The following is a 14,776-nucleotide window of genomic DNA, read 5'->3' on the forward strand; positions in this document are numbered from 1 at the left end:
ATAGTACTAACCGATCCGCTCGTATGTGTTTTGAACACGAGGAGGCCACGCCATACTAAAATCTTCGTAATCCAGCGTCAGGTTCGGACTATAGGCATAGTCAGCTTGAATATCAGGCCAACGCGACTTGATGTATTCGATTTCTTTCGTGAAGCGTGCCTGTTTTTGCGGTGTGTCTTCCAGCCCACGCGTGGCGGACTCGTGATGGTAGAGCTCTGCAAAAGGCGTCCAGACGTTTACATAGCCTGCCTCTTTGACTTTCAGGCAGAAGTCCACGTCGTTGAAGGCAATTTTCAAATGCTCCTCTTCCAGACCACCGACCTGTTCAAAAGTCGATTTTCTGATAATCAGGCAGGCAGCCGTCACCGCTGACAGCTCCTGAATCAGCTCCGCCCTGCAAAAATAGCCAGGTGCGCCTTTGGGTAGATTCTTGTGGGAATGGCCCGCTACCCCACCCAGGCCGGTGATAACGCCGCCGTGCTGCAAGCGGTCATCTGGATACCAGAGACGCGCACCTACGGCGCCCACGCCCGGTTGCAGAGCTATCGATACCATTTCACTCAGCCACTCAGGCGAGATGACCTCAATGTCATTATTGATAAGTCCGATCAGTTCGCCATTTGCAATGCGCACTGCCGCGTTATTGAGTGCCGAGTAATTGAAAGGGCCTTCATCGCGCATGACGCGAATGTTCTCTTCCTGATCTAGCTGAGCAAAATACTCAAGTGATTCAGGCTCGTCAGAGCCGTTGTCGATCAGAATGATTTCGTAATGCGTGTATGTAGTGAGCCGCTTGATGCTGTCGATACACTGTTTGACCAGTGCATGGGCATTTCGAGTCGGGATTACCAAGCTGACCAGCGGCTGGGAAGCCGGGAGCTTGTAGTGAACACGGTACATGCCCAGAGAGGAGAGCTCGGCAACGCCGACGTCCCCTTTACGTTGCAGGTGCTCATCCAGTGCCTTGACCCCGGCCAGTGCTGCATAAGGCTTTTCGTCACCCGCCATGGCGGTGCTGCCGGCGTGTATCCGCCAATGGTAGAGCACGCGCGGGATATGAATAATCTGGTTTCGCTCAAGCTTTTCTACACAGCGCAATGCCAGGTCATAATCCTGTGCACCTTCAAAGCCGACCCGGAACTGCCCGACTTCGTTGACAAGATCTCGACGATAGGCGCCCAGGTGGCAAACCATATTCTGTGAGCGGAACAGGAACTCATTCCAGTCTGACTTGAAGTGAGGCGAGCTGCGCGTGCCGTCTGTGCTGATCTTGTCTTCATCGGAGTAGATGAGCCCCGCGTCCGGATTCTCACGAATGGTGCGTGCCACCCAGTAGAGCGCATGCCTAGGCAGCAAGTCATCGTTATCCATCAACGCGACGAATTCGCCTGTGGCAACCTCCAGGGCCGAGTTACTGGCCGCGGATATATGCCCGTTGTGTTCGCGGAAGACGACTCTGATCCGGTCATCCTGCGCGCTCAGAGACTTCAGGTAGTCGATCACGTGCTGATCAGTCGAGGCGTCGTCAGCGAGGCAAAGCTCCCAACGCGGATATAACTGGGCGCGGACGCTCTCTACCGCTTCGCGCAGTAATTCCAGTGGCGGATTGTAGACGGGCATGATGATGGAGATGACTGGCCCGTCACCCCAGCCAACAATGTCGTCGTTGATACGACTGATTTTTGCATCGTCCAAGGTGTCGTACTTCTGAACCCAGAGTACGTAATCATGCCTGTTGCCGTGCAATGCTTGCGTTGCGTCACCCTTGGCCCATCGTGCTTGAGCAATGACGCCAGCAACCCCCCGAACCTGCCATACCTGGTAGGCTTTCTTGGCGGTGCTGAGCAAACCACCACCGCGTCGAATGATCATCGGTAGCGAGGTGATGTTGCTTTTCGCTCTGTAAAGCGTCCTTGTCACTTTCCTGAGTGGCGCTGTTACCAGCCAGCTATAGGAAGACTGCATAGAGATGATATTCAGATTCAGGTTATGAATATGAGTATCTTTAGCTTCCAGCTCAAGACGATGATTCTCCATCAGCGTCAGGTTTTTCCTTTCAAGCCCTGTCATTTCACGGCGCTGGTTCTGTTTCAGAGCCATAGTTTCCGTTTCAAGGCTTGTCAGTGCCAGGTGATGGCTTTCTTTCAATGACAGATTTTCGGCTTCAAGCTCCCTGATCGCGGTGTGGTGAGCATCCAGCGCTGCCAAACGCTCGCCTTCGACCTCGATTAACTTGAGTCGAAGATTTTCCTGCAGGGCGAGGTTTTGAGCTTCCAGGTCCTCCCGCTCTTGCTGGTGAGCTTCTTGCGCAGCCAGCCTTTCAGCTTCAAGAGTCGCCAGCACCTGGCTATGACTCTCCTGAAGTGCAGCATTCGCAGCCTCGAGTTCCTGGACGGCCAGACGATAACTTTCCTGAATGGACAGGTTTTCATTTTCTATGTGAGCCAATGCCTGGCGATGGCTCTCTTGCTCGGCCAGACTTGCCGCCTCGATCGCTTCCAGTGCCGAGTGTTCCTTGAGGTTCTGATCCGCTGTTGTTTCAAGTGCCTGTTTGAGCTCTTCTTCCTGTTGAAGAAGTCGTTCAGCGACCTGACCTTCTGTGAGCAAGGTGAACGATATCTGGACTTTGAATGATTTACCGGTAATCAGCGCATTGAGATCGGCAGGTAACATCACGTGCGGATCGTCGTTGAGTGCCATGAACAACGTGCCATTGGCATCGCTGGAAAATGCGGTAACACCCGCAGCGGTCAATGGCGCATGCGTATCGTCGTGCCACGCCCACAGTTCTGAGTTCGCGCTATAGGCCTTGATGGTACTGATCGAAAATGATTGTCTGACGTTCGTTGGATCGAAACGTAAAGAGGCGCACCGGGCTGAAGCGGGGACGTCGAAAATAACCGTCTGAAAACCATCATGAACACGCTGGTTTTTCGTTCGGTCTTCAGAGAACGCGCCTGCGGCATCGCCCAGATAAAGCGTCGCCCGTTTAGGCACTTCGTTCGCTTGCGAACCAGTTTTCTGGATCGTCGCATCGGGCGCCCAATTCAGAAAGCTGGCGGCTTCACGACCGGTCACTTTTTCCTGGAAAATGGCTTCCAGCGCGGCAAAGCGATTGAGGTCTTGATCCGTCACAGTCAGACCGATGCTGGCCAACAATTGAATGATGAAGTCGCGCCTGCTGATCATGGTTGCGGTGGGGTGAAAAGGAACCGCGCTGGCAATCAGCAGCAGTAAGCCACGCATCAGCAAATGGCCCAGCTCAATACCCTCAGCCATTTCCCATTCGATGTCGATGAGGTGTGGCTTGCCCTCGATATCAAGGATGATGTTTTGCGCCACCGCGTCGATGTAGTGACCCGGCAAGCGCGCCTCTACGTTATCGAGCGCAAGGTCATGGCCCTCTGAGGCGAGAAGTTGTTTGAGACTGTCCACATACAACGACAGGAACGGTGTGAATGTGCCAACGTCCCAGTTATGAGTTGACGCAGCCTCATAGAATTTCAGGCTAAGCAGCGAGCCTTTGGCGTAACCATGAGCGTCCGGAAGAATGAACCTGTGCGCATCTCCCGGGTTTTCGGTAACAGGGCTGTCGCTAAGACGATGGTAACGAACCTTGATACCTTCTGGTGTGTCGACGAACACGGTCGCTTTACAATATTCGGCATTGCGCCCCGTACTGTAGTGGAATGCGAGGGTATCACCTGGCACGACCTGTTCCGGCTTGCATGAGGCAACGACCAGGAAAGAGTTGGCGAGGTCCATACCCAGATGGTTATCAATCACAACGGGCCAGGCTCTTTCCAGATTGAACGTCGTGTTCGCAGGCAGTTGTGGGTCTTTTCGAGTGTTCTGGCAAGCCAGCGCAGCCGCGTCGAAGTCTTGAGACCTGAAGCCGCTTTCAGTAATGATCGAATTCGGAATCTTGTAATCGGGGTAGGGCGATAGAAAGTCTGACGCCATGAACCCTGCACGGGCAATAAGCGCTTGTAGCTCTTTACGGCCAAATGTTTTCGGCTGCCGATCTACATATCGTCCTTCGATGCCATACATGGCGACGCCGACATGATCTTCCGGCGCGCCTGCAAAATATTTCAGGCCGAGCTGATTTTCGATGGCGATAAACAAATGGCCGTCGGGCTTCAGCAGTTTTCGAACGCGATTCAACATGCCGAAGGCTGGATCGGCATCTGCGCTGAACATACTGGCGTATTCAAGAACGCCGATGAGTGTTACGACGTCGAACTGCTGATCAAGCTTGAAATCGTCAAAACGCTCAGCCAGTACCGTAACGTTATCCAGATCTCTGGTTCTGCTGGAAGCAATCGCGGCGCGGCGCGGGCTACCCTCCAAAGACAGAACCTTGGCGCCTGCTTCGCCGAGGTAACGGCTGATTGCGCCGCATCCGGCACCTATTTCAAGAATCGATTTGCCTTTGATAAGGCTCTCGAAGGGGCGAAAGATATTTCCACGGCTGGAGGTCAGGTGATAAAGCTTCGGCCAATCGGTGCAATATTGCGGAAGCTCGCTGGACAGTACTGATACGTCCTTCGCCTCACGTACGATTTTCGCCAGTTCGTTCTCGGAGTTGTCGCCATCGCTGTAGGCGATGCCCTGGTAATCGGAACGCACCCAAACCCCTGTGTCCGCATCAAGGTTATAGCCGTATTTATCAAGCTCAAACATCAACAAGTACCGGTTCAATTTCCATGGAGGCGCCCAGGTCTATCAAGCCCAGAAGCTTCGGAGTAGGTTCTACGACGAAATGTATCGAATCATAGCGCCGGTCGTGAGGCACGATATCTTCGCTTTGCCGAGAGGCGATACCAATGGAAATGAAGTAATCACCGGTCGCCAGCGCGTTTCTGAATTTCACTCGCGCTTTTGCCTGTTTGCCAGCGCTGCCTATCAGGCCTGCGCCCTCGCAATCCTGCATGTAAGAGTTGGTGCCGTATACGGTGACACCCTCTTTGGTCTTGATCGTAAAGCCGATAATCGGGTTGACCACAGTGCGGTTGAATTGCAGGGCCAGATCAAGAACGATTTCCTCGCCCGATTCAACGCTGTTGGGAAACTCCCTTCCCGATGCATTCATATGGAAGTCGAGCAGTGTTGCAGCGCCATCCCCCCAACGGTACTCATGAGGGTTATAACCAGGCCTGCTGGCGTACACGTCTTCATCAAAACGCAGCGCTATCTTGTCGGCTTCGACGGGTGCGGTTTCCACCCGCTCTGCTTCGGCGAGGTCCAGACTCTTGTCGGTGATAGGGCTCTTCTCACGCCCGAACAGGAGGTCCGTGTAGCGGTTGATGACCGGGCGCGATTCGCCAATCATCTCGATCCTGCTCTTTTCCAGCAAAATCGCGCGATTACAGTGGGTGACCACTTGCTCGCTGGAGTGCGTGACGAGCAGGATGCTGGTGCCATTTTCTTTCAGCTGCCTGAGGCGCTCGAAGCACTTGGCCTGAAATCGTGCATCGCCGACGGAAAGTGCTTCGTCAACGACAAGGATTTCCGGATCGACCTGGGCCTGGACTGCAAATGCGAGGCGTACGGCCATGCCGCTCGAGTAGGATTTGACCGGCTGATCAAGGAACTCGCCAATATCGGCAAAGCCGGCGATCGCGTCAAAACGCTCGTCTACTTCGTCACGCGTCAGCCCAAGTACAGCAGCGTTCAGATAAACGTTTTCACGGCCGGTAAACTCGGGGTTGAAGCCCGAACCGAGCTCCAGCAGGGCCGCGACCCGGCCACGCGTGTGAATCTCGCCAACAGTCGGGTTCAATGTTCCGCAGATGATCTGCAGCAAGGTTGACTTGCCTGAACCATTGCGGCCGACGATACCAACTGTTTCGCCTTTGCCGACGTCGAAGCTGACGTCGCGCAGGGCCCAGAACTCCTTGCCATAGGTAGTGGTCGGCTGCCCTGACCAGCGCTGAATTCTAGGTACCAAGGCTTGTTTCAAGCGGTCGTGTGGCTTGTCATACGTGTAAAAACACTTCGAGACGTTTTGTACGCTGATAACCGGTTGATCAGATGACATCAGCGAATCCTTTACGTGTTTTTTGGAAAAACCAGAACCCCATGACAGCAATTACCGCGCCAATCACGATGGCGATACCCAGGCTGTCCCAATGCGGGAGGTTGCCGAACAGCAGTACGCTACGGCTCTCTTCGATAATGTAGGTAAGCGGGTTCATCTGCAGCCAGGGGCGATAGACTTCAGGAAGCGCCGCCACCGGGTAAAGAACCGGCGACAGAAACAGCAGAACGGTTGTCAGAACCGTAATGACCTGCGCGACGTCGCGCAAGTACACACCCAGGGATGCGAGAAACCAGCTGATACCCAGTGTGCCGAGAATGAGCGGCACCAGAATCAGCGGAAACAACAGCGCCGTCCAGAAAAGCGTGTGCGAGATCAACAGTTGTGCGATCACCAGCACAATAAGGCTGATGCAACTGTGGAAGAGCGCCGAACCCAAGGTGATAACCGGCAAAATCTCCAGAGGAAACACCACCTTCTTGACGTAATTGCTGTTACTCATCACCAAAGAAGGTGCTCTGTTCGCACACTCTGCAAACAAGCCATGCACGATCATCCCGACGAACAGCAGAATAGCGAAGCCGCCTTTGCCGGTATCGACTCCGACCCAACGCGCGCTGAAGATTTCAGAGAACACGAAGGTATATACCGCCAGCATCAAAACCGGATTGAAGAATGACCACGCCAGGCCCATCACCGAGCCGCGGTAGCGCCCAATGACTTCTCGCTTGGTCATTTGCGAGATCAATGAGCGGTTGGTCCACAGGCTACTGACGAGCCGTAAAGGGCCTGCCGAGGGGGTTTTATGAGGGTTCATTAAGCGAACACCTCGGCGTCTTCGAATACGACGGCTTTCTGATCTTTGGCGGACAGAGAGGGCGCTTCGCCGAATGGCCAGTCGATGCCCACGGTGGTGTCGTTCCAGGCAAGGCTGCGCTCATGTTCAGGCGCCCAGTAATCGGTGGTCTTGTAAAGGAACTCGGCGCTTTCGGACAGTACAACGAAGCCGTGGGCAAAGCCTTCCGGAATCCACAGTTGTTTTTTGTTTTCAGCGGTGAGATGCAGCCCTACCCATTTGCCGAAGGTCGGGGAGCTCTTGCGCAGGTCGACCGCAACGTCAAAGACTTCTCCTACGGTGACTCGGACCAGCTTGCCCTGTGGCTGTTGAATTTGGTAATGCAAACCGCGAAGAACGCCCTTCACCGAACGCGAGTGGTTGTCCTGAACGAACGTTACAGAACGCCCAACGGCCTCTTCGAATGCCTTCTGGTTGAAGCTTTCAAAGAAAAAACCGCGATCGTCTCCGAAAACCTTGGGCTCAAATACGATGACGTCTGGAATGGCGAGGCGTGTTGCATTCATAGGTAACGTATCTCCGGGATGCTCATCAGGGTCTGCTCATAAGGCCCTGGCTGGGGCAGGCGTGTGTTGAAAAAAGCCTGCGCCATGAAATTTGATTGCGCCATTAAAACGCGTTTTACGATATCGAGGCTCATGGGCGTCGGGTGCGCCATAGACTGTCCACCTGGGCGGAAAATGTCTGCGCTGGATAAGGGGGTAGTTCTTTTATGACTGGGGCGCGCGAGGCATGCATCGTCTATTTGTAGTTTTCCGACGTAGGTTCCGACGATGAGCAACACAAGGTCTTCATGGCAGGACGGTTTTACGAATTGAAGCGCGTCCGGTATCTGAGCTCATGGCCGTATGGGTGACTGGAGCCTTGTCATCCTTGGTTGGGCGGTACAAGTGACCCCACCTTCCGAGGCTGGTTCCGCTCACCCCGGTTACACCGGCTTCTTTGCGCTTTTGATACCGAAAACAAAGGCCTGCACATTAACATAAGCCGCCGCCGGAGAACATTCGGTGCCCAGCGAAATTAAGCGGTTTCGGTGCTGTGACCGATGCCTGGCCATGCGGCGGCTGAAGTCCTCTCTGGCTTTGGGCGCAGATGTTGAAAACCCGTATTTTCAGAAGGTTGCGATGCCTGATCACTGGTTTAATCAGGCTATATCGCTCTGGCTGGGCCTGATAGGGTACGAGTGGTTATTTGACGGTCAACGCTTGCTTAGCATTGCTGTAAGGCAGGCAATAATGAAGAAGATCTTGTCTCTCGGTCTCCTGCGGCATTGCGGTGCCTTGAAAGCGAGTTTCAGGAACGACAGCCGCGTACTCCCGTGCTTCCCCGCAGTATGCAGTTGGTTGTTTCCGGTCAAACGGCCAATGAGCAATACCTGCCCGGCCCACCATCCGTCAGCAATCTTTTTCAGTCGACTGATGAGTGGAGCAAGTCCGGTATTGGCTCCAACCTGGTTGTTGGCATGTTGACGGTAGTCCATGCCGGAAACCGGATCGATAAGCCATCGGAAGCCGTGACTGCGAGCAAATGCGTAACAGTACCAGTCGTGCAGGCTGACGGCCTGAGCTGCATCCCAGTGGGAAAGGAGGGATGACTTGAAGGCATCTGCAAGCCGGCGATTCAACACATAGGTGCAGCCGGGGCCTGCAGCTTCGAACAGATAGTCCCACTGGACCTGAGGCTGAGCCTTATCCAGCAGTACGCGCTGACCATCAGGCCAGAATGCGGTGACATTGCTGGAATAGGCATCATGATGACCCGGCGCCAAAGCCGCTACGGCGCGCTGAAGCTTGTCCGGGTGCCAGATATCATCCTGATCTGAGAACGCTACGTAATCGAATGTCGAGAAGTCGACATCCCGGATCAAGCGAAAGAAGTTGCGTGACGCTCCGCCAAATCGTCCGGCAGGCGGCAGCAGGGAGATACTCGCATGGTGCTGAGCGTAGTCGGCACACCATGGTTCAGTGCCGTCCGTGGAGGTATCGACACTGATGAACACGCTGACGCAGACGTTTTTCTGCTTCAGGATTGAATCAAGTTGCGCCTCTATCCACGCCATACCGTTATAGGCTGCCAACAGCACGGCTACCGTGGGAAAAGCAGATGACATACTGTTCGCAGCCTTGCGGTATTGGATAGAGGTTTGCAGCCTTAGAACGAGCCCAGATCCAGCAACTTCTGCAGATACTGGCCGTAGCCGGTCTTCTTCAGCTTCTGAGCCTGTTCGCCCAACTGAGCGGCCGTGATCCAGCCGTTGGTGTAGGCGATCTCTTCCAGGCAGGCAACTTTCCAGCCCTGACGCTGCTCGATGGTGTGCACGAAATGGCTCGCTTCCAACAGCGACTCATGAGTACCTGTGTCCAGCCACGCAAAGCCACGACCGAGAATTTCTACGGTCAGGCTCTTCTGCTCGAGGTAGGCACGGTTTACATCAGTGATTTCCAGCTCGCCACGTTCGGAAGGCTTGATGCTCTTCGCGATTTCGACGACCTGGTTGTCGTAGAAGTACAGGCCGGTTACTGCATAGCTCGACTTCGGTGCTGCAGGCTTCTCTTCGATGCTCAAGGCGCGACCGGTTTCGTCGAACTCGACAACACCAAAGCGCTCAGGATCGGAAACGTGATAGCCGAAGACCGTAGCGCCGCTGGTCTGCTGGCTGGCCGAGCGCAGGTTGTCGGAGAAGTGCTGACCGTAGAAGATGTTATCGCCCAAAATCAGGCAGCAAGGATCTTCACCGATGAACTCTTCGCCGATGATGAACGCCTGTGCCAGGCCGTCAGGGGTAGGTTGTTCAGCATAAGTCAGCTGAATACCGTATTGGCTGCCATCACCCAGCAGCTTGCGGAAGCTTGGCAAGTCTTCTGGTGTCGAGATGATCAGGACTTCACGCATCCCCGCCAGCATCAGCACTGAAAGAGGGTAAAAAATCATCGGCTTGTCGTAGATAGGCAGCATCTGCTTGGATACGCCAAGGGTGAGCGGGTGCAGACGAGTGCCCGAGCCGCCGGCCAGGATGATGCCTTTACGATTAATGGTGGTCATTTGTTCAGAGTTTCCATGAGCATTCGGGCTACACCACTTTGCCAGTCAGGCAGGTGCAGAGAAAAATTGTGGCGCAGCTTTTCTGTGTTCAGACGCGAATTCAGAGGGCGTTGCGCGGGTGTAGGGTATTCGATCGTGCCGATGGGATTGATCGTTTCTACCGCCAGGGGTTCCCCGTTGGCGCGGGCGAAATCAATCACATACTGCGCGTAGGCATGCCATGACACTTCGCCGGCAGGTGCCAGGTTGTAGATGCCACAAAGCTCCGGCTTCGCCAGCGTTTGAAGCAGGGCTGCCGTTGCTATGTCGGCCAGCAACTCCGCACCTGTAGGCGCTCCAATCTGATCGGCGATCACATTGAGCGTCGGGCGATCTTTTGCAAGGCGCAACATGGTTTTGGCAAAGTTGTTGCCACGTGCCGCGTAAACCCAGCTGGTACGGAAGATCAGGTGCTTGCAGCCTGAGGCAGCGATAAGTCGCTCGCCTTCAAGTTTGGTTGCGCCGTAATAGTTGACCGGCGACACCGCATCGCTTTCTTTCCAGGCGGTGTCGCCCGAACCGTCGAACACATAGTCGGTCGAGTAATGAACCAACAGGGCGTCCAGCGTGCGCGCTTCTTCTGCCAGGACCTGGCTGGCCAGGGCATTGACCGTATGCGCGAGCTCGCGCTCTGTTTCAGCCTTGTCGACAGCGGTATAGGCTGCGGCGTTGACGATAACCTGAGGTTTCACGCTGCGAATGGTATTGCGCAGGCTTTCCAGGTCAGACAGATCGCCACAAAGGTCGCCATAGGCCGTCGATACGGTATGGCGGTCAAGAGCCACTACTTCACCCACTACAGCGAGTGAACGTTGCAACTCCCAACCCACCTGGCCGTTTTTGCCCAGCAGAAGAATCTTCATCATTTATCGGCGCGCGCTGTGTAGTTCTTGTCGATCCATTGCTGGTAGCTTCCGCTCTTTACATGAGCAACCCACTCGGGGTTATCGAGATACCACTGCACCGTTTTGCGGATGCCGGATTCGAAGCTTTCTTCCGGCACCCAGCCCAGCTCGCGCTGAATCTTGCTGGCATCGATAGCGTAGCGCAGGTCATGGCCCGGGCGGTCCTGCACATAAGTGATCAGGCTGGCATGCGGGCGATGGGCTGAGTCCGGACGCAACTGGTCGAGCAGGGCGCAGACAGTGTTGACCACTTCGAGGTTCTGCTTCTCGTTGTGACCACCGATGTTATAGGTCTCGCCGATTTCGCCTTCGGTGACGACTTTGTACAATGCGCGGGCGTGGTCTTCTACGTAGAGCCAGTCACGAACCTGATCACCTTTGCCGTAGATAGGCAGCGGTTTGCCTTCCAGCGCATTGAGAATGATCAGCGGGATCAGCTTCTCGGGGAAATGGCACGGGCCGTAATTGTTGGAGCAGTTGGTCACCAGAGTAGGCAGGCCGTAAGTGCGGCTCCAGGCGCGTACCAGGTGGTCGGAGCTGGCCTTGCTGGCCGAGTAGGGTGAGCTTGGCTGGTAAGGGGTTGTCTCGGTGAAGAGATCTTCCGGACCTTCCAGGTCGCCGTACACTTCATCGGTGGAAATGTGATGAAAGCGGAAGTTGGCCTTGCGTGCTTCGTCCAGCTGGCTCCAGTAGCCACGCGCAGATTCAAGCAGGGTATAGGTGCCGATGATGTTGGTCTGGATAAACTCCGAAGGGCCAGTGATCGAGCGATCAACATGCGATTCGGCCGCCAGGTGCATCACGGCATCGGGCTGATGCTCTTTGAAAACCCGATCCACGTCTTCGCGGTTGCAGATATCGACATGCTCAAACGCGTAGCGCTCGCTTTGATCAGCTGACTGCAGCGATTCTAGATTGCCTGCATAGGTCAGCTTGTCGACGTTAACGACGGAGTCGGTTGTGTTGGCAATGATGTGCCGGATGACCGCCGAACCGATGAAGCCTGCACCGCCTGTTACTAAGATCTTCAAAAGAGTATCTACCTTGGGTTATGACAAGGCTCTGCCCGGTCCGTGGAAACAATCGCTAATCGGCTGCCGCCTTTCAGACATCTGCTGCGTTAAACGTGAATGTTTAAATGACGTGGATGAGCGACGGTTAAAAAACGACATTTTACATAGAAAAACAGACATCCCCATCAAAAATTTGAGGGTGCCTGCGATAGGGTGGAGCGCTTGAGCATGGCCGTGCATAAAAACGCGAAAGCCCCAGATAATGGGGCTTTCGTGATAGGGGGATCTGCACTTGCCGAGATCCCGCCGGACGCTTCCTTTGGTTTACACGTTAAACCTGAAATGCATCACATCACCGTCCTTGACGATGTATTCCTTGCCTTCCAGACGCCACTTCCCGGCTTCCTTGGCGCCTGACTCACCCTTGAACTGGATGAAGTCGTCATACGCCACCACTTCGGCGCGGATGAAGCCTTTTTCGAAGTCGGTGTGGATCACGCCTGCGGCTTGTGGTGCGGTGGCACCGACACGGACGGTCCAGGCGCGGACTTCTTCGACGCCTGCGGTGAAGTAGGTCTGCAGGTGGAGCATTTCGTAGCCAGCGCGAATTACGCGGTTCAGGCCGGGTTCTTCGAGGCCCAGGGCTTCAAGGAACATGTCTTTTTCTTCGCCGTCATCGAGCTCGGCGATTTCGGCTTCGATCTTGTTGCAGACCGGCACCAGCATTGCGCCTTCTTCTTCGGCGATGGCGCGGACCACGTCCAGCAGCGGGTTGTTCTCGAAACCGTCTTCGGCGACGTTGGCGATGTACATGACCGGCTTGGTGGTCAGCAGGTGGAAGCCACGGATGGTGGCTTTCTCGTCGTTGCTCATGCTCTTCATCAGGCTGCGTGCAGGCTTGCCTTCGCTGAAGTGTGCAATCAACTGCTCGAGCAGGCCTTTCTGGACCACTGCGTCCTTGTCGCCGCCCTTGGCGTTGCGGGTGACCTTTTGCAGTTGCTTCTCGCAGCTGTCGAGGTCGGCGAAGATCAGTTCCAGATCGATGATCTCGATGTCGCGCTTGGGGTCGACGCTGTTGGAAACGTGAATCACGTTCTCGTCTTCAAAGCAGCGCACCACGTGGGCGATGGCGTCGGTCTCGCGGATGTTGGCGAGAAACTTGTTGCCCAGGCCTTCGCCCTTCGAAGCGCCTGCCACAAGGCCTGCGATGTCGACGAACTCCATGGTGGTCGGCAGGATGCGTTTCGGGTTGACGATGGCTGCCAGGGCCGCCAGACGCGGGTCGGGCATGGCCACGATGCCGCTGTTCGGTTCGATGGTGCAGAAGGGGAAGTTCTCGGCCGCGATACCAGATTTGGTCAGGGCGTTGAACAGGGTGGACTTGCCGACGTTAGGCAGGCCGACGATGCCGCAATTGAATCCCATGGTGTTTCCCCTCGAGTGATGTCAGGCCTTCTGGCTGTGCAGGTTTTTCATCGCCCGGTTCCATTCACCGGCGAAGATATCCGGCAGCACGCCGAGGGCAAAGTCGATACTGGCGTCCAGTTTTTCCTGTTCGGCGCGTGGCGCTCGACCCAGGACAAAGCCGGATACCTTGCTGGCATCGCCCGGGTGGCCAATGCCAAGCCGCAAGCGATGGAATGTGTTCTGATTGCCGAGCTGCGCAATGATGTCGCGCAGCCCGTTATGACCGCCATGGCCGCCGCCTACTTTGAGTTTGGCGACGCCTGGAGGCAGGTCAAGTTCGTCATGCGCCACCAGAATCGACTCGACCGGGATGCGATAAAAGCCGGCGAGTGCCGCGACAGCCTGGCCGCTGCGGTTCATGTAAGTGGTGGGAATCAGCAGACGAACATCCTGACCCTGGTGCGTGAAGCGCCCGGTCAGGCCAAAGAATTTGCGCTCGGGAACGAGATTGACTCGTTGCGCCGCAGCAATACGCTCAACAAAAAAAGCCCCTGCGTTATGCCGGGTCTGTTCGTATTCGGCGCCTGGATTTCCCAGGCCCACGATCAGTTGTATGGCGGTCACGACAGGGGCTCTTCCTTTGGAGTTGAGGGTTGAACCGCTGACGACAGCGGCAATGTGGACGAAAACTGCTCATTTACCATGATGTAAACTCAGCGATCTCGCCCGCTTTGCCTGCTATCGCTCGCGATGTCTCCTGAGCAACTCCGACGTTACCAAGTAATGAATTACTCGGCAGCGCCTTCTTCAGCTTCACCTTCTTCTTCGTCTTTGACGATACGCGGTGCGTGGACGTTGGCGATTGCCAGGTCAGTACCGTGTGCCAAAGCGACGAACTCAACGCCTTTAGGGGCTTTCAGTTCGGACAGGTGAACGTTGTCACCTACTTCCAGCGTGCCCAGATCAACTTCGATGAACTCTGGCAGGTCTTTCGGCAGGCAGGTCACTTCCAGTTCAGTGGTAGTGTGCGAGATCTCGCCGCCTTTCTTGACCGGAGCTTCTTCGTTCAGGAAGTGGATCGGCACGATTGCGGTCAGTTTCTGGCCGGCAATAACGCGCACGAAGTCAGCGTGCATCACGTGGCCTTTGGCCGGGTGACGTTGCAGCGCCTTGATGATGACGTTTTGCTTCTTGCCACCAACGTTCAGCTCGATGATGTGGCTGTAGGCCGCATCGTTTTCCAGCAGTTTGGCAACTTCCTTGGCCAGCATGCTGATGGACTCGGGGGCTTTGTCGCCACCGTAGACTACAGCTGGAACCAGGCTAGCGAGACGACGCAGGCGGCGGCTCGCACCTTTCCCCAGGTCGGAACGCTGTTCTGCATTCAGGGTAAATTCGTTCATGTTGTATCTCCAAATTAACCACATCCACCGTTGCGTTTGCGACCAGCGCTCGGATGGTATGGGCAAAA

At 55.3% G+C, this 14,776-nt stretch carries 12 protein-coding genes; all 12 read right to left on the reverse strand.

The window, feature by feature from the left end; genetic code table 11:
* Positions 1–6 precede the first annotated feature (6 nt).
* A complete protein-coding gene (locus BLR16_RS09535) occupies positions 7–4,686 on the reverse strand; it encodes a glycosyltransferase (protein WP_074805803.1) in 4,680 nt (1,559 codons plus the stop codon).
* A complete protein-coding gene (locus BLR16_RS09540; protein WP_060708700.1) occupies positions 4,679–6,043 on the reverse strand; it encodes an ABC transporter ATP-binding protein in 1,365 nt (454 codons plus the stop codon). The genes BLR16_RS09535 and BLR16_RS09540 overlap by 8 nt, the downstream gene beginning before the upstream one ends.
* Complete coding sequence (locus tag BLR16_RS09545) at positions 6,033–6,860, reverse strand: ABC transporter permease (protein ID WP_003365652.1); 828 nt, start codon at positions 6,858–6,860, stop codon at positions 6,033–6,035. Before BLR16_RS09545 ends, BLR16_RS09540 begins: the two co-directional genes overlap by 11 nt.
* A complete protein-coding gene (rfbC, locus tag BLR16_RS09550; RefSeq protein WP_003365650.1) occupies positions 6,860–7,405 on the reverse strand; it encodes a dTDP-4-dehydrorhamnose 3,5-epimerase in 546 nt (181 codons plus the stop codon). Before rfbC ends, BLR16_RS09545 begins: the two co-directional genes overlap by 1 nt.
* Entirely contained in the window at positions 7,402–7,539 is a 138-nt protein-coding gene (locus tag BLR16_RS28560; protein ID WP_162492614.1) for a hypothetical protein, read from the reverse strand. Before BLR16_RS28560 ends, rfbC begins: the two co-directional genes overlap by 4 nt.
* Positions 7,540–8,097: 558 nt before the next feature.
* On the reverse strand, positions 8,098–9,009 hold the full coding sequence (locus BLR16_RS09560; RefSeq protein WP_074805800.1) for a glycosyltransferase family 2 protein: 912 nt from the start codon (positions 9,007–9,009) through the stop codon (positions 8,098–8,100).
* Positions 9,010–9,050: 41 nt separating this feature from the next.
* A complete protein-coding gene (gene rfbA, locus BLR16_RS09565; protein WP_044309888.1) occupies positions 9,051–9,941 on the reverse strand; it encodes a glucose-1-phosphate thymidylyltransferase RfbA in 891 nt (296 codons plus the stop codon).
* On the reverse strand, positions 9,938–10,843 hold the full coding sequence (rfbD, locus tag BLR16_RS09570) for a dTDP-4-dehydrorhamnose reductase (RefSeq protein ID WP_003433723.1): 906 nt from the start codon (positions 10,841–10,843) through the stop codon (positions 9,938–9,940). Before rfbD ends, rfbA begins: the two co-directional genes overlap by 4 nt.
* Complete coding sequence (gene rfbB / locus BLR16_RS09575; RefSeq protein WP_003365638.1) at positions 10,843–11,916, reverse strand: dTDP-glucose 4,6-dehydratase; 1,074 nt, start codon at positions 11,914–11,916, stop codon at positions 10,843–10,845. The genes rfbD and rfbB overlap by 1 nt, the downstream gene beginning before the upstream one ends.
* Before the next feature lie 306 nt (positions 11,917–12,222).
* A complete protein-coding gene (gene ychF, locus BLR16_RS09580; protein ID WP_003433722.1) occupies positions 12,223–13,323 on the reverse strand; it encodes a redox-regulated ATPase YchF in 1,101 nt (366 codons plus the stop codon).
* 21 nt (positions 13,324–13,344) lie between these two features.
* The gene (gene pth, locus BLR16_RS09585) at positions 13,345–13,929 is read right to left on the reverse strand and encodes an aminoacyl-tRNA hydrolase (protein WP_003317127.1); all 585 of its coding nucleotides are present in this window, start codon (positions 13,927–13,929) and stop codon (positions 13,345–13,347) included.
* Between the two features lie 164 nt (positions 13,930–14,093).
* Complete coding sequence (locus tag BLR16_RS09590) at positions 14,094–14,708, reverse strand: 50S ribosomal protein L25/general stress protein Ctc (RefSeq protein ID WP_003365632.1); 615 nt, start codon at positions 14,706–14,708, stop codon at positions 14,094–14,096.
* Positions 14,709–14,776: the final 68 nt, after the last annotated feature.

The sequence above is a fragment of the Pseudomonas sp. BS3767 genome (assembly GCF_900099665.1).
GTDB classification, from domain to species: domain Bacteria; phylum Pseudomonadota; class Gammaproteobacteria; order Pseudomonadales; family Pseudomonadaceae; genus Aquipseudomonas; species Aquipseudomonas cerasi.

What these genes read in the sequence shown, in the direction of transcription:
- BLR16_RS09540 (WP_060708700.1), bottom strand. Translation starts at nt 6,043, where the DNA reads ATGTCATCTGATCAACCGGTTATCAGCGTACAAAACGTCTCGAAGTGT.
- rfbA (WP_044309888.1), bottom strand. Translation starts at nt 9,941, where the DNA reads ATGACCACCATTAATCGTAAAGGCATCATCCTGGCCGGCGGCTCGGGC.
- BLR16_RS28560 (WP_162492614.1), bottom strand. Translation starts at nt 7,539, where the DNA reads ATGAGCCTCGATATCGTAAAACGCGTTTTAATGGCGCAATCAAATTTC.
- BLR16_RS09590 (WP_003365632.1), bottom strand. Translation starts at nt 14,708, where the DNA reads ATGAACGAATTTACCCTGAATGCAGAACAGCGTTCCGACCTGGGGAAA.
- BLR16_RS09560 (WP_074805800.1), bottom strand. Translation starts at nt 9,009, where the DNA reads ATGTCATCTGCTTTTCCCACGGTAGCCGTGCTGTTGGCAGCCTATAAC.
- BLR16_RS09545 (WP_003365652.1), bottom strand. Translation starts at nt 6,860, where the DNA reads ATGAACCCTCATAAAACCCCCTCGGCAGGCCCTTTACGGCTCGTCAGT.
- rfbD (WP_003433723.1), bottom strand. Translation starts at nt 10,843, where the DNA reads ATGAAGATTCTTCTGCTGGGCAAAAACGGCCAGGTGGGTTGGGAGTTG.
- BLR16_RS09535 (WP_074805803.1), bottom strand. Translation starts at nt 4,686, where the DNA reads ATGTTTGAGCTTGATAAATACGGCTATAACCTTGATGCGGACACAGGG.
- rfbC (WP_003365650.1), bottom strand. Translation starts at nt 7,405, where the DNA reads ATGAATGCAACACGCCTCGCCATTCCAGACGTCATCGTATTTGAGCCC.
- ychF (WP_003433722.1), bottom strand. Translation starts at nt 13,323, where the DNA reads ATGGGATTCAATTGCGGCATCGTCGGCCTGCCTAACGTCGGCAAGTCC.